At 56.3% G+C, this 22,198-nt stretch carries 22 protein-coding genes, 1 pseudogene and 1 riboswitch; of the genes and pseudogenes, 16 read left to right on the top strand and 7 right to left on the bottom strand.

Annotated features, from left to right (window positions below):
- Positions 1 to 46: 46 nt before the first annotated feature.
- The gene (locus H7848_RS15700) at positions 47 to 667 is read right to left on the bottom strand and encodes a nicotinate-nucleotide adenylyltransferase (RefSeq protein ID WP_208353327.1); all 621 of its coding nucleotides are present in this window, start codon (positions 665 to 667) and stop codon (positions 47 to 49) included.
- Between the two features lie 100 nt (positions 668 to 767).
- On the opposite strand from H7848_RS15700, the gene H7848_RS15695 reads away from it, so the two are divergent.
- Genes H7848_RS15695 through H7848_RS15685 form a run of 3 tightly spaced genes read left to right on the top strand, consistent with a single transcriptional unit; the run spans position 768 to position 3,751 of the window.
- The gene (locus H7848_RS15695) at positions 768 to 1,817 is read left to right on the top strand and encodes a glycosyltransferase family 2 protein (RefSeq protein WP_208353324.1); all 1,050 of its coding nucleotides are present in this window, start codon (positions 768 to 770) and stop codon (positions 1,815 to 1,817) included.
- Between the two features lies 1 nt (position 1,818).
- Complete coding sequence (locus tag H7848_RS15690) at positions 1,819 to 3,264, top strand: NAD-dependent succinate-semialdehyde dehydrogenase (protein ID WP_208353322.1); 1,446 nt, start codon at positions 1,819 to 1,821, stop codon at positions 3,262 to 3,264.
- A complete protein-coding gene (locus tag H7848_RS15685; RefSeq protein WP_208353318.1) occupies positions 3,218 to 3,751 on the top strand; it encodes an RNA pyrophosphohydrolase in 534 nt (177 codons plus the stop codon). The genes H7848_RS15690 and H7848_RS15685 overlap by 47 nt, the downstream gene beginning before the upstream one ends.
- A 4-nt stretch (positions 3,752 to 3,755) precedes the next feature.
- On the opposite strand, the gene H7848_RS15680 is transcribed toward H7848_RS15685, so the two are convergent.
- A complete protein-coding gene (locus H7848_RS15680) occupies positions 3,756 to 4,232 on the bottom strand; it encodes a hypothetical protein (RefSeq protein ID WP_208353316.1) in 477 nt (158 codons plus the stop codon).
- Positions 4,233 to 4,253: 21 nt separating this feature from the next.
- Positions 4,254 to 5,435 carry a methionine adenosyltransferase gene (metK, locus tag H7848_RS15675; RefSeq protein ID WP_208353314.1) on the bottom strand — a complete coding sequence of 394 codons (1,182 nt, stop codon included), beginning with the start codon at positions 5,433 to 5,435 and terminating at the stop codon, positions 4,254 to 4,256.
- A gap of 5 nt (positions 5,436 to 5,440) precedes the next feature.
- Positions 5,441 to 5,489: riboswitch (SAM-SAH riboswitch) on the bottom strand.
- 154 nt (positions 5,490 to 5,643) lie between these two features.
- Here metK and pth point away from each other — a divergent pair.
- Positions 5,644 to 6,327 carry an aminoacyl-tRNA hydrolase gene (pth, locus tag H7848_RS15670; protein WP_208353312.1) on the top strand — a complete coding sequence of 228 codons (684 nt, stop codon included), beginning with the start codon at positions 5,644 to 5,646 and terminating at the stop codon, positions 6,325 to 6,327.
- The gene (locus tag H7848_RS15665) at positions 6,324 to 7,349 is read left to right on the top strand and encodes a DUF2332 domain-containing protein (RefSeq protein ID WP_208353310.1); all 1,026 of its coding nucleotides are present in this window, start codon (positions 6,324 to 6,326) and stop codon (positions 7,347 to 7,349) included. Before pth ends, H7848_RS15665 begins: the two co-directional genes overlap by 4 nt.
- Here H7848_RS15665 and H7848_RS15660 read toward each other — a convergent pair.
- Complete coding sequence (locus tag H7848_RS15660) at positions 7,337 to 8,026, bottom strand: HD domain-containing protein (protein ID WP_237072791.1); 690 nt, start codon at positions 8,024 to 8,026, stop codon at positions 7,337 to 7,339. The genes H7848_RS15665 and H7848_RS15660 overlap by 13 nt on opposite strands.
- Here H7848_RS15660 and H7848_RS15655 point away from each other — a divergent pair.
- On the top strand, positions 8,025 to 8,414 hold the full coding sequence (locus H7848_RS15655) for a c-type cytochrome (RefSeq protein WP_208353308.1): 390 nt from the start codon (positions 8,025 to 8,027) through the stop codon (positions 8,412 to 8,414). The genes H7848_RS15660 and H7848_RS15655 overlap by 2 nt on opposite strands.
- A 4-nt stretch (positions 8,415 to 8,418) precedes the next feature.
- Here the strand turns inward: H7848_RS15655 and gltX are convergent, their stop codons facing one another.
- The gene (gene gltX / locus H7848_RS15650; RefSeq protein ID WP_208353304.1) at positions 8,419 to 9,741 is read right to left on the bottom strand and encodes a glutamate--tRNA ligase; all 1,323 of its coding nucleotides are present in this window, start codon (positions 9,739 to 9,741) and stop codon (positions 8,419 to 8,421) included.
- A gap of 111 nt (positions 9,742 to 9,852) precedes the next feature.
- On the opposite strand from gltX, the gene H7848_RS15645 reads away from it, so the two are divergent.
- The 3 genes from H7848_RS15645 to H7848_RS15635 all read left to right on the top strand — a co-directional run bounded on the left by H7848_RS15645 (position 9,853) and on the right by H7848_RS15635 (position 12,829).
- On the top strand, positions 9,853 to 10,782 hold the full coding sequence (locus H7848_RS15645; protein ID WP_208353301.1) for an MBL fold metallo-hydrolase: 930 nt from the start codon (positions 9,853 to 9,855) through the stop codon (positions 10,780 to 10,782).
- Positions 10,783 to 10,866: 84 nt separating this feature from the next.
- The gene (locus H7848_RS15640) at positions 10,867 to 12,153 is read left to right on the top strand and encodes a lipoprotein-releasing ABC transporter permease subunit (RefSeq protein WP_208353298.1); all 1,287 of its coding nucleotides are present in this window, start codon (positions 10,867 to 10,869) and stop codon (positions 12,151 to 12,153) included.
- The gene (locus H7848_RS15635; protein WP_208353295.1) at positions 12,146 to 12,829 is read left to right on the top strand and encodes an ABC transporter ATP-binding protein; all 684 of its coding nucleotides are present in this window, start codon (positions 12,146 to 12,148) and stop codon (positions 12,827 to 12,829) included. The genes H7848_RS15640 and H7848_RS15635 overlap by 8 nt, the downstream gene beginning before the upstream one ends.
- A 561-nt stretch (positions 12,830 to 13,390) precedes the next feature.
- Here the strand turns inward: H7848_RS15635 and H7848_RS15630 are convergent.
- Together H7848_RS15630 and H7848_RS15625 are read right to left on the bottom strand one after the other, a co-directional pair.
- Positions 13,391 to 14,772, bottom strand: a pseudogene (locus tag H7848_RS15630) (transposase).
- 263 nt (positions 14,773 to 15,035) lie between these two features.
- The gene (locus tag H7848_RS15625; protein WP_208353291.1) at positions 15,036 to 15,656 is read right to left on the bottom strand and encodes a TetR/AcrR family transcriptional regulator; all 621 of its coding nucleotides are present in this window, start codon (positions 15,654 to 15,656) and stop codon (positions 15,036 to 15,038) included.
- A 106-nt stretch (positions 15,657 to 15,762) separates the two neighbouring features.
- On the opposite strand from H7848_RS15625, the gene H7848_RS15620 reads away from it, so the two are divergent.
- From H7848_RS15620 to H7848_RS15590, 7 genes are all read left to right on the top strand, one after another.
- Entirely contained in the window at positions 15,763 to 18,003 is a 2,241-nt protein-coding gene (locus H7848_RS15620; protein WP_208353288.1) for a xanthine dehydrogenase family protein molybdopterin-binding subunit, read from the top strand.
- Positions 18,000 to 18,458, top strand: a complete 459-nt coding sequence (locus tag H7848_RS15615; protein ID WP_208353286.1) for a (2Fe-2S)-binding protein — start codon at positions 18,000 to 18,002, stop codon at positions 18,456 to 18,458. The genes H7848_RS15620 and H7848_RS15615 overlap by 4 nt, the downstream gene beginning before the upstream one ends.
- On the top strand, positions 18,455 to 19,411 hold the full coding sequence (locus H7848_RS15610; protein ID WP_208353284.1) for an FAD binding domain-containing protein: 957 nt from the start codon (positions 18,455 to 18,457) through the stop codon (positions 19,409 to 19,411). Before H7848_RS15615 ends, H7848_RS15610 begins: the two co-directional genes overlap by 4 nt.
- Complete coding sequence (locus H7848_RS15605; RefSeq protein ID WP_208353282.1) at positions 19,408 to 19,920, top strand: hypothetical protein; 513 nt, start codon at positions 19,408 to 19,410, stop codon at positions 19,918 to 19,920. Before H7848_RS15610 ends, H7848_RS15605 begins: the two co-directional genes overlap by 4 nt.
- Entirely contained in the window at positions 19,857 to 20,570 is a 714-nt protein-coding gene (locus H7848_RS15600; protein ID WP_208353281.1) for a flavin reductase family protein, read from the top strand. The genes H7848_RS15605 and H7848_RS15600 overlap by 64 nt, the downstream gene beginning before the upstream one ends.
- A 238-nt stretch (positions 20,571 to 20,808) precedes the next feature.
- Positions 20,809 to 21,168, top strand: a complete 360-nt coding sequence (locus H7848_RS15595) for a YdeI/OmpD-associated family protein (protein ID WP_208353279.1) — start codon at positions 20,809 to 20,811, stop codon at positions 21,166 to 21,168.
- Between the two features lie 65 nt (positions 21,169 to 21,233).
- Positions 21,234 to 21,875: an exonuclease domain-containing protein gene (locus H7848_RS15590; RefSeq protein ID WP_208353375.1), complete on the top strand. Its 642-nt coding sequence runs from the start codon at positions 21,234 to 21,236 to the stop codon at positions 21,873 to 21,875.
- The last annotated feature ends 323 nt before the right edge of the window (positions 21,876 to 22,198 follow it).

The raw sequence follows: 22,198 nt of genomic DNA, 5'->3' as shown, positions 1-22,198 counted from the left end.
TCTGACAATATATTTTCGGCATTTTTTCGCCGAATTCATTGGGTTTTTACTGTAATGCGGCAGATTTGCTGACCCAATCGCCCCGATTGCGGATAGCTGATGAAGAAACATGCATCAAGGGAACATTCACAAAACACCATGCCGGGGCCGACGCCTGGGCCAGCATTGGTGCCTGACGGCCCTTGATCCGGTAACGGCGATAGATGCGCGCGGCCTTGGATGTTCTGGCAGAAATCCGATCACCGGGGCGGGCTATGACACCGATTGGGACGTTCTGCATAATCCACTGCCAGTTGTCCCAACGGTGAAACTGGGCCAGGTTATCGGCCCCCATCAGCCACACAAACCGGACACCTTGGTAAAGCTGTTGCAGCTTTTGCAGGGTTGCGGCTGTATACCGCGTGCCGATCCGCGCTTCGATATCGGTAACGGTCGCATTGGGGTGCGTCAGCAGACCGCGCGCCGCCTGCAAGCGGGCGTCAATATGCGCCGGACCGTGGGCCTTTAACGGATTGCCGGGCGACACCAGCCACCACACACCATCCAGATCAAACCGCTTCATCGCCTCGTGCGTGATGTGGACATGGCCTGCGTGCGGTGGGTCAAATGACCCGCCCAGCAAACCAATTGTCTGGCCTGCGCGCGCGAATGGCAAATCTGCCCTCATCTCTGGTCCTTTGGTTCGGATGCCCGAAAGGTGTGACGCGAACCGCCGGAAAGAACAAGGGTCTGTTATTGCTGGATAATGTCCTCTAACGTCCGGCGTTATGAAATCGCGGCGCATCCTGATCATCACAACTGTCTGTAACGAAGGGCCGTTTCTTCTGGAATGGATCGCGCATCATCGCGCGTTGGGCGTTACCGATTTTCTAGTCTTTTCAAACGATTGCACCGATGGCACCGATATCTTGCTGGATCGTCTGGCGACGACAGGCTGGCTGACCCATGTGCGTCAGACGCAAGGGCAGAAGTCTGTGCAATGGCAGGCTTTGAAGCTGGCCGCGGCGCATCCGATTTTAGCGCAGGCTGACTGGGCGATGTGCATCGATTGCGATGAATTCGTCGTTCTGAAATCCCCCGCTGAAAACCTGACCGACCTGATAGACCGGGCGCAGGCCGATGCTATCATCCTGCAGTGGCGGTTGTTTGGGCATTCGGGGCATCTGACCTTTGTTGACGAACCTGTCGCACAGCGCTTTACTCAAGCGGCGCCTGAGGTTGCCTTGTTCCCTGCCGTCACGCGGTTCTTCAAAACGCTCTACCGAGTGAAAAACGGCCCCTTTCGCAAACCGGGCGTTCACCGGCCAAAGCAACGCCAGAACGCCAGACCCAGATGGGTCGACGGGGCAGGCCGCGAGATGCCCGATGAATTTGTTGCAAACGACGATCAGATCGTTTTACTGCCGCAAACGGACCCTTATGCCATGGTGCAGCTTAATCACTATTCGTTGCGCTCGGCCGAGGATTTCATGGTTAAACGACGCCGCGGCTTGCCAAACCGCAGGAACAAGAAAATTGATGCAACTTATTGGGCCGAGCGGAATTTCAATAACGTGACCGACACCAGTATCCAACGTCATGCGGACACCAGCCGCGTTGCTTTGCGGGGCCTGATCGGGCTGCCGGGTGTCGCCGATGCTCATGATACCTCGGTCAAGGCGCACAGCCAGGCAATCGAGGATATTCTAAGCGACCCGGATGAGGTCACGCTGTTCACCCGCATCGCCTTGCTGCAGACCAGCGTCCCGCCGGACAAGACTGCTGCACAAATGCTGTTTCAAAGATTTCACGGCGCCCGCGCGCCAAAGGGAGGATGAGATGAAATTGAATGACACCGATCTTCTAAGGTCGCAAGCCTATATCAATGGGCAATGGATGGATGCCGATCAGACGTTTTCCGTCACGAACCCCGCGACGGGTCAGGTGATCACCGATGTCGTGGATTGTTCGACGGGGATGCTGAAAGAGGCGATCGATCTGGCTGACAAAGCGCAGAAAGACTGGGTGCGCAAGACCGGGAAAGAACGCGCGCAGATTTTGCGCAAGTGGTTCGATCTGATGGTTGAGCATGCCGATGATCTGGCCCAGATCCTGACGGCCGAAATGGGCAAACCACTGGCCGAAGCCAAGGGGGAAATCCTGTATGGGGCATCCTTCATCGAATGGTTTGGGGAAGAGGCCAAGCGCATTTACGGCGATGTGATCCCTCAGCATCAGCCTGACAAGCGGATTGTGGTGATCAAGCAGCCTGTTGGTGTTGTGGGGTCCATCACGCCCTGGAATTTCCCGAATGCCATGATCGCCCGCAAGGTTGGTCCGGCCTTGGCTGCGGGCTGTTCCGTTGTCGCGCGTCCGGCTGAACTGACACCACTATCGGCGCTGGCGATGGCGGTGTTGGCCGACCGCGCGGGTGTTCCCGCAGGCGTTCTGAATATCCTGCCAAGCAGTGATGCCGCCGCCGCGGGCGAAGAACTGTGCGCGAACCCGAAAGTCAAGAAAATCACCTTTACCGGGTCCACGCGCGTCGGTCGCATTCTGATGAAACAATGCGCTGATGGCATCAAGAAGATGAGCCTTGAGCTGGGCGGCAATGCCCCCTTTATCGTCTTCGATGACGCCGATCTGGATGCGGCAGCCGACGGTGCGGTCGCCGCCAAATACCGCAACGCCGGTCAGACCTGTGTCTGTGCCAACCGGATTTATGTGCAGGCCGGTATCTATGATGCCTTTGCCGACAAGATGGCCCAGAAGGTCGATGCCCTGAAAGTCGGTGATGGTTTCGAAGACGGGGTTGAGATAGGCCCGCTGATCAACGAAGCGGCCGTCGAAAAGGTTCAGGCGCATATCGATGACGCGACGGGCAAGGGCGCGTCAGTCAAGACCGGCGGGCACAAGATGGACGGCACCTTTTTCGAACCCACCGTCATGGTTGATGTCCCGCAATCGGCGAAACTGGCGAAGGAAGAAACCTTTGGCCCCCTGGCCGCGCTGATCCGGTTCGAAACGGAAGAAGACGTCATCGACATGGCCAACGATAGCGAATTCGGTCTGGCGGGGTATTTCTATGCCCGCGATCTGGGTCGGGTCTGGCGCGTGGCCGAGGCGATGGAAACCGGGATTGTCGGCGTGAACACTGGCATCATCTCGACCGAGGTTGCGCCCTTTGGCGGCGTCAAGCAGTCGGGCCTGGGTCGCGAGGGGTCGAAATACGGTATCGATGATTTCATCGAGATCAAATATATCTGCATGGGCGGTGTCGACTGATCATAGGAAAAAGAACGTGAAGGATCTGCCTTATCGCCCCTGCGTGGGCATTATGCTGGTCAACAAAGACGATCAGGTCTTTGTCGGCCAGCGGATCGACAGCCAGTTTGATGCCTGGCAGATGCCTCAGGGCGGGATCGATGCGGGCGAAACGGCAGAACAGGCCGCCCTGCGCGAATTGGGGGAAGAAACCGGGCTGCGGTCAGACCGCGTCAGCATCATGGCGCAGACGGAGGGTTGGCATAACTATGACCTGCCAGATGATCTGATCGGAAAGCTTTGGGGCGGCAAGTACCGGGGGCAGCGGCAAAAATGGTTCCTGATGCAGTTTCTGGGTCAGGACGGCGATATTCAGATCGAAACCGAACATCAGGAATTTTCGCAGTGGAAATGGCTGGATCGGGCGGATTTGCTGGATGCGATCGTGCCGTTCAAGCGGGACGTTTACCGCAACATCCTGCAGGAATTCGACGTGCACTTTTCCTGAATGCTCAGTTACGTTCGGCCCATCTTAGGGCCGAGCGCATACCGGTCCAAAGCAGTATTCGGAATAGAAATAGAATGACCACAAAACTGATCGCGGCCAGCTGCGCAAGTTCAGTTAGATCGCTGTTCAGGTTTCGCCAGTCAAATGTACCACCTGCGGTGCCGTAGATTGCCAGATTGGATGCGATCCTCAAAACAACCACCAGCACAATTGCAATCAACGTGAAAAGAAAGGTCAGCGACCAGCCTTCGAAAAACCGCATCGAGCGATTTTCGTGGGTCACGAAAACGCGCGCAATCATCGAAAACGGAATGATCAGCGCGACGACACCACCCCCCATCAAGGCGCCTGCAAATGCGGGGGTGCCTATTATATGTGGGGCGATGCGTTCAAGTCCGTATAACGCCGCGCCAAAGACAACGATCGAAAGCGCAAAGATGACGGCAAAGATCATACCGTACTGCGCTTTCGACCGTTTCATCGTTTTTGCCATAAGGGCAGATTAGACAGCCTTTTTCAAAGCCTCAACCAGATCGGTGCGTTCCCAGCTAAAGCCGCCATCTGCATCCGGTTCACGCCCGAAATGGCCATAGGCCGCGGTGCGCTGATAGATCGGTTTGTTCAGTTCCAGATGCTGGCGAATGCCGCGCGGGGTCAGGTCCATCACCTGATCGATTGCCTTTTCGATCTGAGATGGGTGCACGTCGCCGCTGCCATATGTATCGGCATAGATTGACAAAGGCTTTGCCACACCAATCGCATAGCTCAGCTGGATCAGACAGCGGTCGGCCATGCCTGCGGCCACGACGTTTTTGGCCAGATATCGTGCTGCATATGCGGCGGATCGGTCAACCTTGGTCGGGTCTTTGCCGGAAAACGCACCGCCGCCATGGGGGGCAGCCCCGCCATAGGTGTCAACGATGATCTTGCGGCCCGTCAGACCTGCGTCACCGTCCGGTCCGCCGATGACGAAGGTTCCAGTGGGATTGACCCACCATTCCGTGTTTTCCGTGATCCAGCCGTCTGGCAGAACCTCGCGAATATAGGGTTCGACAATCAGGCGGATGTCATCGCTGGTCTGACTTTCGTCTGCGTGCTGGGTGGATAGAACGATCGATGTGACCTCAACCGGTTTACCGTCTTCGTACCGCAAACTGATCTGAGATTTCGCATCCGGGCGCAGCGTCGGTTCCTGACCGGATTTGCGCGCCTCGGCCAAACGGCGCAGGATAGCGTGGGAATACTGGATCGGTGCTGGCATCAATTCGGGCGTTTCGCGGGTGGCATAGCCGAACATGATGCCCTGATCGCCCGCGCCTTCGTCTTTGTTGTCCGAGGCATCGACGCCCTGGGCAATATGTGCCGATTGTTCGTGCAGCAGGTTCGTGATTTCGCAGGTCCCATGGTGGAATTTATCCTGTTCGTATCCGATGTCTTTGATGCAGGCGCGGGCGATATCGTCGATCCGCCCCATGTATTCAGCCAGTTTGCTTTTGTCGGACAGGCCGACTTCGCCACCGATGACGACGCGATTGGTTGTGGCAAAGGTTTCGGCGGCCACACGCGCTTCGGGTTCTTCGGACAGGAAAGCATCCAGAACGGCGTCAGAAATACGGTCACAGACCTTATCAGGGTGGCCTTCGGACACGGATTCCGAAGTGAAGATATAATTCTTACGGGACATGAAAGTGCTCCATTAGGGTTAATCCACCACGCCAGGAAGCCGTTGTGATGGTGATCGCACGCCCCTACGCGGCAAACGGGTCATGGTCAATGCGAAATCGGATTGGCCTGACCTGTGACGTAAAGGAAGTGGTCCACAGACCACAATCAGTGTCGTTTCGTTTTGGGATCAGCGCTGCTATTGTCGACCCGCAGAAAAGGGGATTGGTATGAAACTGTTTGTTGGTTTGGGCAATCCGGGGCCGAAATATGCCGGTCACAGACACAATATCGGTTTCATGGCGCTGGACCGGATTGCCGATGATCACGGGTTTGCACCGTGGCGTGGCAAATTTCAGGGCAGTCTGTCCGAAGGGCGCCTGGGCGGTGAAAAGGTGATCTTGTTGAAGCCCGAGACGTTCATGAACCTGTCCGGCCAGTCGGTGGGCGAGGCCATGCGATTCTACAAGTTAACGCCCGAAGATATTGTCGTTTTCCATGATGAACTGGACCTTGCCCCTGGGAAACTGCGTGTGAAAGCGGGGGGCGGCCATGCGGGCCATAATGGATTGCGGTCGATGCACCAACATATCGGCGCGGACTATCAGCGCGTGCGAATGGGTATCGGGCATCCGGGTCACAAGGATCTGGTGTCGCATTATGTGTTGCATGATTTTTCGAAAGAGGACCAGACCTGGCTGGACGATCTGCTGCGCGGGATCGCCGATGGTGCGCCTGATCTGGCGGACGGGGACAGCGGTAAATTCATGAACGCCGTTGCCTTGCGTGTCAAACCGGCCCGGTCATCAAAAACCAAACCGGTGGCTGAAACGGAAAAGCCCGCGGTCAAGCAGGAACAACCGGTCGAAGACAACCGCAGCCCCTTGCAGAAACTTGTCGATAAATTCCGATGACCCTGAAAAAGGCGTTCCTGTCGCAATCAAAAAGCTGCGGCAAGCTTGGGTCGCCGTTCATGCAGCGGCTTTTTGCGATATGTGCGGACCGGATGCAGCCGGGAACGCCCCTGACGGATCGGATGTTCAACTGGCCGGGCGATGTCAGTTCGGCCGGTGACTCAGTCCCGTTGCGATTGGCGGGCGGATTGCATGCGTTGGTTTTGCAAGGCGATGCCCGGCTGGGGCAGGTTTATCCGCCGAATGGTGTTTCAGACGACCAGCTTTGGGATACTGTCGCGGCCAGCATGACCCGCCATCACGATTTTCTGGATGACTGGATCAACAGCCCACCCCAAACGAATGAGGTCCGCCGGTCAGTTGCTCTGATTGCAGCAGGTCACGTTATTCATAGCTTTTATCAGCTTCCATTTATTGTCTCGGAACTGGGGGCCAGCGCGGGTTTGAACCTGATGTGGGATCAGTATGCGATGCAGGTCGGGCAACAGATTATCGGTGCTGATGGCCCGGCGCTGACCTTTGAGCCCGACTGGTCGGGGCTGGTTCCGTCCGTTGCACATCCTAAAGTGGTCGAACGGCGGGGTGTCGATTTGAACCCGATTGATGCGCGGTCTGCCGCAGGCCAACTGCGGCTGCGCGCCTATCTTTGGCCTGATCAGCCAGAACGACGGGCACTGACGGACAAAGCGATCAGCATCTTTGACGCCGCTATTGACCAAGGTGATGCGATTGACTGGCTTGAAACCCGCCTGACCCCGCGGGCGGGCCATTTGCACATAATCTATCACACGATTGCCTGGCAGTATTTCCCTGGCAAGGTTCAGGAACGCGGCAACAAACTGATAGAAGCGGCAGGGGCTGTGGCAACGCCGGATGCCCCCCTAGCACTGGTGTCGATGGAGGCCGACGGCACACCCAAAAGTGCAGCACTGACCCTGCGCCTTTGGCCCGGTGATCTTCGGTTCAATCTGGCCCGTGTCGATTTTCACGGGCGGTGGGTGAATTGGACCTACGACGGCTGACACCGTGTGCGCGTTTCGGCATCCACAACGTCGCGGATCTGTTGCAACAGCGGATGGCGCCCGGTTTGCCTGGTGCCGTAGTCAAGGTTGAAGGCATAGTCGAAATCGGGTGCATTTCGACCAGCCAGATGTTGCAGCATTGTTTCTAGCTTATCGAATCCCTTGACCATAATCGCCTCGGGCGATGCGGCATTTGTGTATTCGTCCCAAAGCGACGTGATTTCATCACGCAGATCGGCAGGCAGAGGCTGGCAAAGCTGGTGAAGGTCTTCGCGCTCTCGGGCTTCGCGGTCATCCCCTTGGCTTTGATGAATGGCGGGGACATCGCCTGAAATCGCCTCGCCCAGATCATGAACGATGCACAGCTTCAGGATCTTTAGCAGATCGTAATCGCGCAGCTCTTTGTCGAACATCAATACCAGCAAACACAGCCGCCATGTATGTTCTGCCACACTTTCTGAACGCCCCTGCGCGGTGTGACCACTGCGCAAAGTGTCTTTCAGCGCTTCGGCCGCCTGAATAAACTGCAAAATCGCGTGCAGACGATCCGGATCTATCGGCGAACTATCGGCCATGGGGGTATTTCCTGTGTAAAGGAACGGCATGTGATTCAGATCAAAACGGAATGCCGCCAAACGTGCAAGGTTGATCGCAATCTGGATGAGGGAGGTGGACATGCGGATTGGCTTTGCTGCGATTTCAATCGCTATGGCGTTGGCGGGATGCCAGACCAATGAACAGGTCGGGCGATCAGATTATGCAGCACTTTGCGCGGGCTGCCACGGTGATACGGGCAGGGGTGACGGACCAGCCGCTGCAGGTCTGCCCATCGCGCCACCTGATCTGACGACGCTGTCGGCGCGCAACGGCGGCGAATTTCCAATGGTTGAGGTGATGTCGACCATCGATGGCTATTCCCGCGGCGATCATTATGGTGCCATGCCCAAATTCTGGCCCAGGCTGGAAGGTGAACTGGTGATGGTCGAAACTGAACCGGGTGTTATGACACCCACGCCCCGTCGCCTTGTGGCCTTGGCTGAATACCTGAGGACGATCCAGCAATAAGGTGTCAGGGTTTCGCCTTGATCACCTGCAGCAGCGGCAGCAGGTGCGACATATCTGGCCCGTGTGACTGACCCGTCAGTGCCTTGCGCAGGGGCATAAACAGCCCGCGCCCCTTGCGACCGGTAGCCTCTTTCACACTGGTCGTCCAATTGCCCCAGGTGGTCTGATCAAAGGGTCTGTCCGGCAAAAGCGCCATGGCCTGATCGACAAAATCCCGGTCTTCGTCATCAATCACAGGGTCGGCGCCATTCTGACACAACGCCCACCATGCGGTCAGGTCGTGCTTTGTCGTGATATTATCCCGCACCACAGCCCAGAAGTCTGGCGCGATATCATCCGGCACGCCTAGCGCGCGGATGTCGCCCGCCATATGGTCATAATCAAGCGTCTGCAGGTAGCGCCCCGTCAGCGGAAACAAGTCGTCCACGTCAAACTTCGTGGGCGCTGCACCAAAATGGGTGATGTCAAACCCTTCGACCAGTTCATCCATCGACACGCGCAGCTCAAACGGATCAGACGACCCAAGGCGCGCCATATGGCTTAGCAGTGCCATTGGTTCAACGCCTTGTGCGCGCAGATCACGTAAGGCCAACGTGCCCAGACGTTTTGACAGCGCCTCACCCTGGGGGCCTGTTAGCAGCGAATGGTGTGCAAAGTCCGGGACAGTACCGCCAATCGCCTGGATCATCTGGATTTGTGTCGCCGTGTTGGTCACGTGGTCAGACCCGCGTACCACATTTGTCACGCCCATATCGGTGTCATCCACGACCGAGGCCAGCGTATAAAGGACCTGCCCGTCACCGCGGATCAGCACAGGGTCCGACACGCTGGCCGCGTCGATTGAGGTATGACCCAGAATGCCATCTTCCCATTCGATCCGTTCCTGATCCAGCAGGAACCGCCAGTGGGGTAACCGTTCCGCGCGCAAGGCGGCTTTCTCATCCTCTGACAGTTTCAGCGCAGCCCGATCATAAACGGGCGGCTTGCCCATATTCAGCTGTTTCTTACGCTTTAGATCCAGTTCGGTCGGCGTTTCAAAACATTCGTAAAACCGCCCCATATCGCGCAGGTTATCCGCAACCTGCGCATAGCGATCCAGCCGTGCAGACTGCCGTTCCACCCGGTCCCATGTCAGGCCAAGCCATTCCAGATCCTGTTTGATGCCATCGACATATTCTTCTTTCGACCGCTCGGGGTCGGTGTCGTCTATCCGCAAGATAAACGTGCCGCCCACTTTACGCGTGATCAGATAATTGAACAAGGCCGTGCGCAGGTTACCGACGTGCAGATAACCAGTGGGCGACGGGGCAAAGCGGGTGGTGGTCATGGCAAACTCCTGTTCGGGCTTCCCTTTTCATATGATCACAATTTTGTCCATATGCGTCGCCGCGCCGGTCAAATGCTCTATCTTGCCGTCCATGGATGAAGGAGGGACGCCATGTCACTGAAAATCTCACGCCGTCAGGCACTTGCAGCCACCGCAGCCACGCCTTTGCTGGCCGCAGCCCCCGGTTTTGCAGCCGGTCATGGCGGGAATGCCCCGATGAAACTGGCCCATACATTCAAGCTGGGCAGCATGAATGTGACGACATTGCTGGACGGCACCACGCCGCGGGATGAACCGCAAAGCATCTTTGGCATGAACGTGTCGGCGGAAGAATTTGCGCAGGTTTCCGAAGAAAACTTTATCCCGACCGACATGGCGCAGTTCTTTTTCACCCCGACGGTCGTAGACACTGGCGCAGACATCGTGCTGTTTGACACCGGTCTGGGGCAAGGCGGCCTTCAAAACGCGCTGGCCGAGGCCGGAGTGGCCCCCGATGCCATAACGATCGTCGTGATCACCCATATGCACCCCGACCACATCGGTGGTCTGATGACCGACGGGCAGCCGACTTTCCCCAATGCCCGCTATGTGACCGCCAGCGCCGAATATGATTTCTGGAAGGCGCAAGAGGCGGGTAATCGCGTGGGCGACATGGTCAAGGCGAATGTGACCCCCCTGGCTGAAAACATGACCTTTGTCGAAGATGGCGCGTCGGTTGCGTCAGGCGTCACCGCGATGGCGGCTTTTGGCCATACGCCGGGGCACATGACCTATATGCTGGAAAGCGACGGTCAGCAGTTGCTGCTGATTGCGGATATGGCGAACCACTATGTCTGGTCGCTGGCGTATCCCGATTGGGAGGTGCGCTTTGACATGGATAAAGAAGCGGCCGCCGCAACGCGTCGCCGTGTTCTGGGGATGCTGGCCGCTGATAAAATCCCGATGATCGGGTATCACATGCCTTTCCCGGCCGCGGGTTTCGTTGACACGCGCGAAGATGGTTTCCGTTATGTCCCAGTCAGTTACCAGCTGATGGGCTAAAACATCAGGCGGCGTGGGGCACGCGCCGCCTTGCACTTTACCGCGTGGCGCGTATTGTCCTGCCAAAAGCAGATGAGGCAGAACATGGCGGGTCGAACGGCACCTTTTTCCAACTTCGAATGGATGATCGCGTGGCGCTATCTTCGGGCCAAACGGGCCGAGGGCGGCGTCAGCGTGATGACCTGGATCAGCCTTGTGGGCATCACTCTGGCGGTCTTTGCACTGATCGCGGTGATGGCGGTGCGGTCGGGCTTTCGGGCCGAATTTGTCGATACGATCCTGGGCGCCAATGCCCATGTGACGGTCTATCAGTCTGCCGAGGTGAACGCGGTTGGCGGGCTGGATCGTAGGATTGCCGATTATGATGCAGCGGCCGAGCGGTTGCGTCAGGTGCCCGGTGTCATCCGCGCCGCGCCGGTCGTGAAGCGTCAGGTAATGGGCACGCGGGGCGAACGGAACACGCTGATTGAAGTCTTTGGAATTACACAGGAAAACCTGAAGGGTATCCCCCGGATCGCTGAACCGGAACGGTCCGTCGGGGACATCAACCGTTTTGACGAAGGCATCGCCATCGGTTGGGGTGTGGCCCGTGAACTGGGGGTCACTGTGGGGGATCGTGTACAGGTAACCTCGCCGAATGGCACGGCGACCGTTATGGGGCGCGTTCCCCGCACCAGCAGTTATGAGGTCGTCTATATCTTCCAGGCCGGTCGTTACGACATCGACCGCATTCGGGTCTACATGCCGTTTACTGAGGCACAGTCGTTTTTCAACCGCGAAGGGTTCGCGGATGAAATCGAGGTTATGGTCGAAGACCCTGAAAACATTGACGATCTGACGCTTGATCTGGTGCGTGCGGGCGGTGAACGCACGTTGCTTTTCACGTGGCGCGATGCCTCGGGCGCGTTCCTGCGGGCGCTGACGATCGAGGATAATATGATGTTCATCATCATGGCGATCCTCGTGCTGATTGCCACGATGAACATCGTGTCGGGCCTGATCATGCTGGTGAAGAACAAGGGTCGCGATATCGGTATCCTGCGCACCATGGGCCTTAGCCAAGGCTCTGTTTTAAGGGTGTTTTTCATCTGCGGCGCGTTCACCGGGCTGATCGGTACGACGGTCGGTGTGATCCTGGGATGCCTGTTTGTGATCTATATCGACTTCATTTTCAGCATCGTGAATTACGTTGCGGGCGGCGGCGTGTGGGACCCGTCGATCCGCGGGCTATACAGCGTACCGGCGCAGTTGCAGTTGTTCGATGTGCTGGCGGCGGTCAGCCTGTCGCTGGGATTGTCGTTCGTTATCACGCTTTTCCCGGCCTATCGCGCGGCCAATCTGAACCCGGTCGAGGCGCTGCGGTATGAGTGATGTTGTGTTAGAGTTGCAGGATATCCACAAATCCTACAACCACGGAAAGCCGAATGAAATCAACGTTCTAAGCGGCGCGTCGGTTCAGGTGAAATCGGGCGAGGTCGTGGCACTGGTCGCGCCGTCGGGGTCCGGTAAATCCACCCTGCTGCACATTGCGGGGCTTTTGGATACGGCCGACAGCGGATCGGTGACCATCGGCGGGCATAGCCCGAAACGGTCGGCGGACTGGGAAAGGACTATGGTGCGACGGGGCGAGGTTGGGTTCATTTACCAGTTTCACCATCTGCTGCCCGAGTTCACGGCGCAGGAAAATATCGTTTTACCTCAATTGGCTAACGGTATTTCGCGCAAGGATGCTGACGCACATGCGACCGACCTGCTGACCCGCGTCGGGCTGGCTGAACGGGCATCACATCGCCCGGCCGAGCTGTCGGGCGGCGAACAACAGCGCGTCGCCTTTTGCCGGGCTTTGGCGAATAAACCTGCGCTTTTGTTGGCGGATGAGCCGACGGGGAACCTGGATCCTGCAACGTCTGATCAGGTTTTTGCAGCGCTGATGGAGCTGGTGCGGGACCGGGGGCTGGCTGCAATGATCGCGACGCACAACCTTGATCTGGCGGCGCGGATGGACCGCGTTCTGCATTTGCGGGATGGTCAGTTGGTGGATGAATAATCTGATAAAGTATTGATAAATATAATTTATCATGGCAGAATTTGAATTCTACGCGTCTCGGATTTCATCCGGGAGCTCATGAAATATCTGCCCGCCTGAACATCGACGCAACGTCATAAAAGTTAACCCGCCGTTCGGTGATGTTTTTGAATGTGCAATTTGCACATTTTCCGCAAAACCACGTAATTCAGATGTGCAATTTACACATTTTTCGCGGGATTTACCGCGTTTTCCTGATTTCCACGGATTTTTCACGAAATCGCCTTGTGGATAACTTTTATGTCAACGCGCGCGGGTGGGTCAGAGTTCGGTAACACTCTGCCCAAATTAACTACTTCTGCAGGTCATTAACCCTTTATAAATCGCACCGTACGGTACCAACTTTCGCAAGTTTACAAAAATCGAATCAAAAACTTCGCAAAGTTTGCAGTGTTAAGGTTTGGGTAAGGAAGGTCGGATGTCAGCTATGAGCTGATTTTGTTGGAAAAGTCTTTGATTTGGATGCGTTTGTTTCGGGTACCGGTTTGATTTCGTTCAGATATCTAAGGCTTAGCGACCGCTTCAACCTGGGGCGGGCAGTATTGGCTTGAGCTTTGCGAGTTTCTGGAGGTTTTGGGCGGTGGCTGCCAGGGTAAACTCGTCTTGGACGCCGCCTGGGCCTCGTAATCGGAGCCGCCCCAAGCCGAGGATGCGTTTGAGGTGGGCAAAGAGTATTTCAGCCTTCTTCCGTCGCGCCTGAGCCTTCGGATTGAACTCTGATCCTGTGCATTGGCGGGCAAAGTCTCTGACGATCTCAAATTTGTCGCGATGGACCGAACGCGTTTCAGCGTTGGGGTAGCACTTTGGCTTCAGCTCGCATCCTGTGCAGTCCGATTTCAATGCCCGATAGTTTCTGGATTTCCAAACTGGCGCATTCCGTTTTGGATCAGAATAGGTCCGCCATGTATGCCGCATCTCTTTGCCGTCGGGACAGATGTACCGGTCGTTTTCATCATCCCATGCGAAGTCGGATCGTGAGAAGGTTCCATCAGTCCGTTCGCCCTTGTCGAAGACCGGAATGAAGGGGAGGATTTGCCGCTTCAGTGCCAACCACACCAGAGTGTCGGAAGAACCGTAGGCGGTGTCTGCCGCAATCCAATCGGGCTTTAGGCCGAAGCGGTCTTCGGTCCGGTCGAGCATCTTGCGCATCGCACCAACCTCAGCAGTCTTATTGGACCGGCTGGGTCAACGTCCATGATGATGCCGTGGTCTGTGTCGATCAGATAATTGTCAGAATAGGCAAAGAACGCAGGACCTTTCCGGGCTGCAGTCCATTGGCTGGCGGGATCGGCATGGGCTGTGAACTTGGGCCTGGCTGTGGTCGCCACCCCGAAGGCCTCGTCGTCCAAAGTGTCGAGGTACTCGCGCACCGCGCGCGGAGCGTCTGCGGGATCAATCTCGCGGGCCGCCCAGTCCTCCGGGTTGCTGGAGTTTTGTTTTTGGACATCGGCGCTGATCAAGCTGGCGTCGACTGCAAAACCCTGACCACCGACCAAACCTTCTTCCATACACCGCGCAACCGTCATCTCGAACACATGGCGTAGCAGGTCACTCTCACGGAAGCGACCGTGACGGTTCTTGGAAAAGCTTGAATGGTCCGGGATGCGGTCCGAAAGATCGAGGCGGCAAAACCAGCGATATGCGAGGTTCAAATGCACCTCCTCACAAAGCCGTCGCTCTGAGCGGATGCCAAAGCAATACCCGATCAAAAGCATCCGGATCAGAAGTTCCGGATCAATCGAGGGGCGACCTGTGTGGCTGTAGAAATCCGCCAAATGTGCGCGAACGCTGGTCAGATCGACAAACCGATCAATCGACCGCACCAGATGGTCATGGGGAACGTGATCCTCTAGCGAGAACTCGTAGAACAAAGCCGCCTGCGCCTCTTGCCTTGGTCCCATCATCGCCAATCCTCCCGCTCGATAAGAGAATTGAATCAGCCGTTAGGTCATCAATCAAGCAGGAGTTTTTCAACAAAATCAGCCAAAATCGACTGATGCTGCGCAAAACACGAAAGTCCGGTATTCATAACTCAAACAAAAATCGACCAAATTTTAACTTAGTTTTGGCAACGCCAAGCCGGGAAAGAGTGCTGGCTCTCTCCTGAAAGTCCGCACCTTATTTACTAAGCAGAGGGTCGCATTTCGCGATCACTGGGAGAGCCGTATTACTTTCTCTCCGCAAACCAAGCATCAAAACACTCAGCACTGGTCAGTTCTGGTTCTGGATAGGGCTGATGGATAAGCCCGAGAACGGCCATTTCATAGCGATGGCCTTTCAGCATTGAGATATAACGTTCACCCGCATTGGAAATTGCTTTGCCGTTCGAAAAGGACAGACCTGCATCAATGATCGCTTGAACACGATTGGCTGTTGCTACGTAAGATGCCTCAAAATACAGGCGCGTGACCTTTGGATGGGTGCGGGACTGTTCGTGCATGATCTTGGAAAACCGAATGGTTTCTGACAGGTCAAGAAACGCCAACATACCGGTCCCAAAGGACACCAGGGTTTCCCGAAATTCGTCAAAACTTTTTATCTCGCGGGTAGGGCCAGGATCGAAGCGTTCGATTTCAGCTGTAATGACGGCTTCTAGCAAGCCCTCCATCGATCCAAAATGATCGTAGATCGCGGCCTTGGATGTACGGGCCGCCTGTGCGACTTCACGGTTAGATGTTGCCACAAAGCCCTTCTCAAAGAAGAGCTTACGTGCCGCTTCGAGGGTTCGATCCGCTTTTGTTTTCTGTCTATTGTCCATCATTCCATTAAATAGATCGTCTTTCATCATCAGAAAACAGCTAACGCACACTTGACGACTATATCCTTTGCATCACTTCTCTGGTACCACGTGGTATCAATAAGGCCAAACGACAATCGGCGACAGAGGATAGCGAATGCAAGGACATCGAATTGAAGGCGCTGACAAGGTCCGCGGCTTGGCAAAATATACAGATGACCTGCGGTTTGCCACTCCACCTCTAATCGCGCTGACGGCTACATCACCAGTTGCTCGTGGAAGGGTGCAAATAGATACCTCAGCCGCACTTGCTCTGCCGGGAACGCGCTGCGTGATCGATCACACGAATGCGCCAAGGCTCAAAAGAGCTATCCTGATTTCAATGTGCGAACCTGGCACGCGGATGCCGCTGCAATCGGATCAGGTGGAGTATGCAGGTCAGCCAGTTGCTATCGTGGTTGCCGACAGCCTTCACGCTGCGCGGGATGCTTTGGCGGCTCTTATCGTAACGATTGAGAATCATGATGCTCCTGCAGTCGTTCTCAGCGACGCAGAAAATCGCCTGAAATCTGTAAGACGCGCGGGTATCGGTCCAGGGGCGATGAAGAAGGGCGACGCCGACGCCGCGCTAGCCGATGCATCTGTTTCAGCTGAGGTGAACGCTCATGCAGCCCCGCACCACCAGAACCCGATGGAACCAGGTGCCGTTGTAGCGCGGTGGGACCCCGATGGTGGGGTTACTGTTCATGCGGCGGTCCAATGGCATCATCTCGATGCCTCCATGATCGGGCAAGCCTTCGGTCTCAGTTGGGCGGATGGCATGACCGGTCTGCTGGGGCGCGCGGTATTGGGCACGTCCGGCAAGAGCAAAGTGCGGCTGCATAACCAGCTTTCCGGCGGCGCGTTTGGGCGCAACATTTCCTATCTTGCGTTGCTGCTGGCCCCGATTGCCGCGAAGGTAGCGGGCGGGCCGGTTAAACTGGTGCAGAGCCGCCGCGATACCTTTAGCCTCATGTCACATCGCTCCGAGGTCAAACAGCGCCTCCGGGTTGGTGCGGACACTGACGGAAAGCTGAAAGCGATCGTTCTCGAACCCGATATCGCACGCGGGAACGCCGCTTTCGTTGAGCCGATTGGAGAAATGCCAATGCAGCTTTACGCCCACGACACACACCGGCTGACAACTCGGGTGGCCAAGCTTGATCTGCCTGGTGCCGGTTGGATGCGTGGCCCAGGTGTCGCCCATGCGATCTTCGCGCTGGAACAGGCCATGGACGATCTGGCTCGGCAAGTTGGAAAAGACCCATTGGATATCCGCCTTGCAAACTATTCTGAAAAAAATCCGGCGAACGGCAAATCGTGGGAAGCAAAAGCCCTGCTGGAAGCGTATGAAGTCGGCGCAGCAAAGTTTGGCTGGCGGGATCGCCCCAAGGGCGGCAGCGTTCGGCCCGATGGGAGAGTGTCAGGGTTCGGAATGGCCTCTGCTATCGATCTTGGCCGACAATTTCCTGCTCATGCGACCGTTACTATGACAAAAGACGGACGGGTCGTCGTATCGCTCGCGGTTTCCGAAATGGGCCAAGGTTTGCTGACGGGCCTGACAGGTGTTGTGGCTGAGATGACAGGTGTTTCGCCTGACCGGGTCGAGTTCAAACGCGAGGCCACCAAGGAAGGATACGCTGCGGGGTCCATCGGATCGACTGGAACGTACTCTAACGCGGCCGCCGTCAAGACGGCGGTGGAGAAGATCATCAAGAAACTTGCGAAGGCGGGTGGACTGCCGAAAAGCTCCAAACTTCAAGATGGCATGCTTGTTGCACCAAACGGCGAAAGTGCGGCGATTTCGGATCTGCTCAGTCGGACGGGGGATCTTACTGCGAAAGGCAGAGCAGGCCTGACATTTGGCGCATCTAAGCAAGCCAAGGCCTCATTTGGTGCAGTCTTCTGCGAGATGGCCGTTGATCCGATCACATTGGATGTTGAGGTCATACGACTAGTTGGAGCCTATGATTGCGGTCGTGTTCTACAACCCAAGATCGCCCGAGCACAATTGATAGGCGCAATGATCATGGGCATGGGACAGGCCCTGATGGAAGAAACCCGCCTTGACCGTAAACGCGGCCATTGGACCAATGCGGAAATCGGCGAAGCGCTTGTTCCAACTCAGGCCGATTGCCCCCATGTCGAGGCGCATTTCGTAGGCGATACGCAAGGCAAGCCGGGCGCGCTGGACTTCAAGGGGATTGCAGAGACCGCAATCGTCGGCGTTTCACCGGCCATTGCCTCGGCATTTGCGGATGCCACAGGCGGTGTCGTTCATCACCTTCCCCTCAACCATGCCGCGCGGCTCGCTGCCGTGTCCCGCGCGCAATTCTCATTTAAGGAAGCCGCAGAATGACACTTTGTATAAACGGCGCGGACTACCCGATGCCCAATGACCCGCGCACGACCTTGCTCGACCACATGCGCGAAAAGCTGAACCTGACCGGCACCAAAAAGGGCTGCGATCACGGTCAATGCGGGGCGTGCACTGTTCTGGTGGACGGCAAACGCGTGCTCTCGTGTCTACAACTGGCACAGACAGTCCGCGGTGATGTGACAACGATCGAGGGTCTTTCGAAAAACGACACGCTCCACCCAATGCAAGCGGCCTTTCTGGAGCACGATGCTTATCAGTGCGGCTTCTGCACGCCCGGTCAGATTATGTCGGCTGTCGCCTGCGTCTCCGAAGGGCATGCTGGGTCGGATGCTGAAATCGCCGACTGGATGTCGGGAAACCTGTGCCGATGTGCAGCCTATCCTCAAATCCGCGCTGCTATTGCATCTGTGGCGCAAGCGGAGGCCGAGGGATGAGCGCGTTTGACATTACGGAAGGCGGCACGCCCGTAGATGGAGCTGCTTGGATCGCGGGCGGCACGACCATGGTCGATTTGATGAAACTAGGTGCGACCGCGCCGTCGCGTCTTTTCGATCTGGGCGCGCAACGTGACGCGCTCTCAGGCATTTCCGAAACATCGGACACCATCACGCTTGGCGCCCTGACCACAATGGCAGATGCCGCAAAACATCCTGCAATCCGCGGCTTGACCGCAGTTCACACTGCCCTTGTTCAAGCGGCCTCGCCGCAGATCCGCGAGATGGCCACGCTTGGTGGAAACCTGCTGCAACGCACGCGGTGCAGTTACTTCCGAGATACCCGTCAGCCGTGCAACAAGCGGGTGCCGGGTTCGGGATGCCCCGCAATAGGTGGAGAAGACGGCCACCATGCTGTGCTGGGTGGCTCGGCTCAATGCATCGCCACCTATCCGGGCGACTTCGCTGTAGTCTGCGTTGCATTGGGGGCTGAGATCACAATTCGTGCTTCAGATGGATCGGAACGCAAGATCCCCGTCCAAGACCTGCATCGACGGCCGGGGGCAACACCACATACTGAAACCGCGCTACAAACCGGCGACCTGATCACGGCGATCCATCTCCCCAAGGGCGGGGCACAATCCTACATAAAGATCAGGGACAGGGCATCTTATGCTTTTGCGACGGCATCTGCCGCCGTCGTTCTCCATATGGATGGCGCAATGGTCACGTCCGCCCGCATTGCCTTGGGTGGGTTGGCGACCGTTCCATGGCGTGCGGCAACTGCCGAACACGTTCTAAAAGGCAGTATGATTGATCAGAAAACGGCATTCGCAGCAGGCGAGGCCGCCCTGCAAGACGCGCACCCCACACTGACAAATGCACATCGTGTCGAGTTAGGCATTCGAGCGGTTGCAAAGGCCATCCTGTCGGCAAGGGGGAACTCGGTATGAATGTACCCTTCAAACGGACGCTAACAAATGGCTCAATTTCGCTGGTCATCAAAGGTGGCTCGCGCGCCTTTCAGGCGATTTATGCAAATCGCTACAGAAAAACGTGCGAAGCCGGTGAGGTGTTCTACGTAGACGATCTTCCAATGGTGAGGCCGCTGGCCGAGGAACATCGCGCCGCCAATGCGGGCCTCGTCCCTGCCGCTCCGGTCCATGTGTCGCACCCGTTTAAGGCGCGTATCACCAAGCAAGGACGCTATCCCAAAGCAACACCAACCATTGGTTTCAAGGATCCGCCGATATCGGGGCGCATCCTTGCCGGTATCGGTGAGACCGAGCCGCGCACGTTTTTTCATGGTCCCGCAACACCCTATGGCGGATTCGAGATGGCGTACCAAATCTACACGCCTATTCGCTGTCGAACCTGCCGGGCGAGGGTGTTTACCGTTTGGGTGTCAAAATCGACCTCTCCGGAACTGGTGGGTCCCTTGAACTCGGCACGCTGTCTTTAGGTGACACGCTGACTGTGTCGCGGCTCGGAAATAACTACCTCGTGCCAGAAGACCGCTCTCACTACGTTTTATGTGCCGGCGGTATTGGTGTCACCGTGATGGTGCCGTTGGCGCAGCATCTGGCCAAACTTCAGAAATCATTCGAGGTCCATTATTCTGTCAAATCAGTTTCGGAAGCTGTCTTTGCCGACGAGCTAGAAGAGGCCTCAGGTGGAAAGCTGACGGTTCACACAAATCGCGACTGGTGCGACACTTTCCTAGATGCCAAGCCAGAAAAGACCGCCATCTGCATATGCGGTCCACGTGGCTACATGGACGCAGTATATGACGCCGCCCACCTCAAAGGGTTCGACATCTATTCTGAGGATTTTGGATCGGACACTCCTGACCGGCCCTTTGACGTCGTGCTCGCCTCGTCGGGTGCAAAGTTGACTGTTCCTGCAGGCGAAAGCATCGCGCGGGCCCTTGGACGGCGCGGGATCGATGTACCAGTCTCCTGCGGTTACGGCATTTGTGGCACATGCACGGTTGGCGTGCTCGAAGGCACGATAGATCATCGCGATCGTTTGCTTGCGGATGGCGATCGTGACCGCAAAATAACGTTGTGTTGTTCGCGGGCGGCAAGCGAGACAATCACCCTCGACATTTAGGGACATGAATATGGTGAAAGGGATACCGACAGAACGGTTTGCGCAAATTGAGGTGCGTTCGGTCGCGGAGCTTGGCAGTTGGCTTGCAGCGAACCACAGGCAATCCGAGAATATCTGGCTTGTGACTTGGAAGAAAAGTTCTCCTCGAAACTACATCTCTACAGATGATATTCTGGACGCACTTATTTCTTGGGGTTGGATAGACGGCATTCGTCGCAAACTTGACGATGATAGAACGATGCAAATCATCGGCCCGCGGCACACCCAAGCCTGGGCAAAAAGCTATAGGGATCGGGCTGCGCGGTTGATCGCCGAGGGTCGCATGCAAGCGCCCGGGATCGCATCTATTGAGGCGGGAAAACAGAGCGGGCTTTGGGACTACTGGGCGGACGTCGATGCGCTCATCGACCCCGATGATCTTCGTGCAGCTTTGGCGGCATCACCAGATGCACAGACATACTATGACAACACTGGCGACAGCTATCGCCGCAACCTGCTGCGTTGGCTCAAGCTGGCCAAAACCGATGCAACGCGTCAGAAACGTATTGCAAAGATTGCCGAGTTTTCTCTGCGAGGTGATCGTATTCCGCAAATGTAGCAAGTGCTACAGTTGCGCGGACGCGCGGCTGGCGGACAAGGTGAAAGGACCTCAATGTACTTACCATAGCTAATCTCGGGCATCTCTCGTCTCTTCCTCAAGGAATATTCCGCTTCATCTCTGTCGATGTCGAAACTGCGGGCAGGTCAATCGCGAGCATCTGTCAGATCGGGCTGTGCGCCGTCGATGTCAGCAATGACCTGCATACCTATTCAACGCTCGTCGACCCCGAAGAACCATTCGACGCCTTCAACACCGAGCTCCATGGCATCAATTCGGATATGGTATCCGGTTCGCCCACTTTCCCTGAAATATACGAAACGCTGTTCGATGTGTTGCAAACCCACCAACTTGTTCAGCATAGCCGCTATGATGAGAAAGCGTTTACAGCTGCTTGTGTCTGTTACGGCGCTCCGATGGTAACGTCTTATTGGACAGACAGCGTTCAGATCGCGCGGAAGGCATGGCCTGAATTGAAGGGTGCTGGTGGGCATGGCCTGGCCAGCCTAAAGGATCATCTCGGTATCGATTTCCGACACCACGATGCCGGCGAAGATGCACGTGCCGCCGCTATTGTGATTCTGAGAGCGGAAAAGACGCTTGGGAAGCCAATTAGGCACTTGCGAGCAAAACAACAGTTAAGTCTTCGTTTTTGTGAATCGCAAAATTCGTCAGCTGGCTGTGCGTCGTGGATAACACCAAGCTGAATTTACAGCCTCCGACAATATCCTAGTCTCTGATCTCTAAGAATGGCATGAGATTCGGATAAAGTGCTTGGTGCGCGGACATGGGAATACGCACACCCTGTGAAACTGAAGCGAAGATCTAAATCAAAGACTTATCTTAGCGCTTTGCTGGAAAGATCTCGGTGCAGGAGTTGCCAATCAACTAGAAGAATGGATTTGGAGTTCCCCCGGTTTGATGGACGGTTATGGGCTTAGAGTTTCCAGCCCCTCAGCAGCGGTCCTTTCGTAGTTGATCGGCGACTTGTAACCCAATGCTGAGTGGCGACGCGAGGGGTTGTACCAGC

The organism is Pseudaestuariivita rosea (assembly GCF_017592335.1).
Classification (GTDB): Bacteria; Pseudomonadota; Alphaproteobacteria; order Rhodobacterales; family Rhodobacteraceae; genus Parasulfitobacter; species Parasulfitobacter rosea.
The sequence above is the reverse complement of the archived record's forward strand: the minus strand, read 5'-3'. Positions and strand labels throughout refer to the sequence as shown.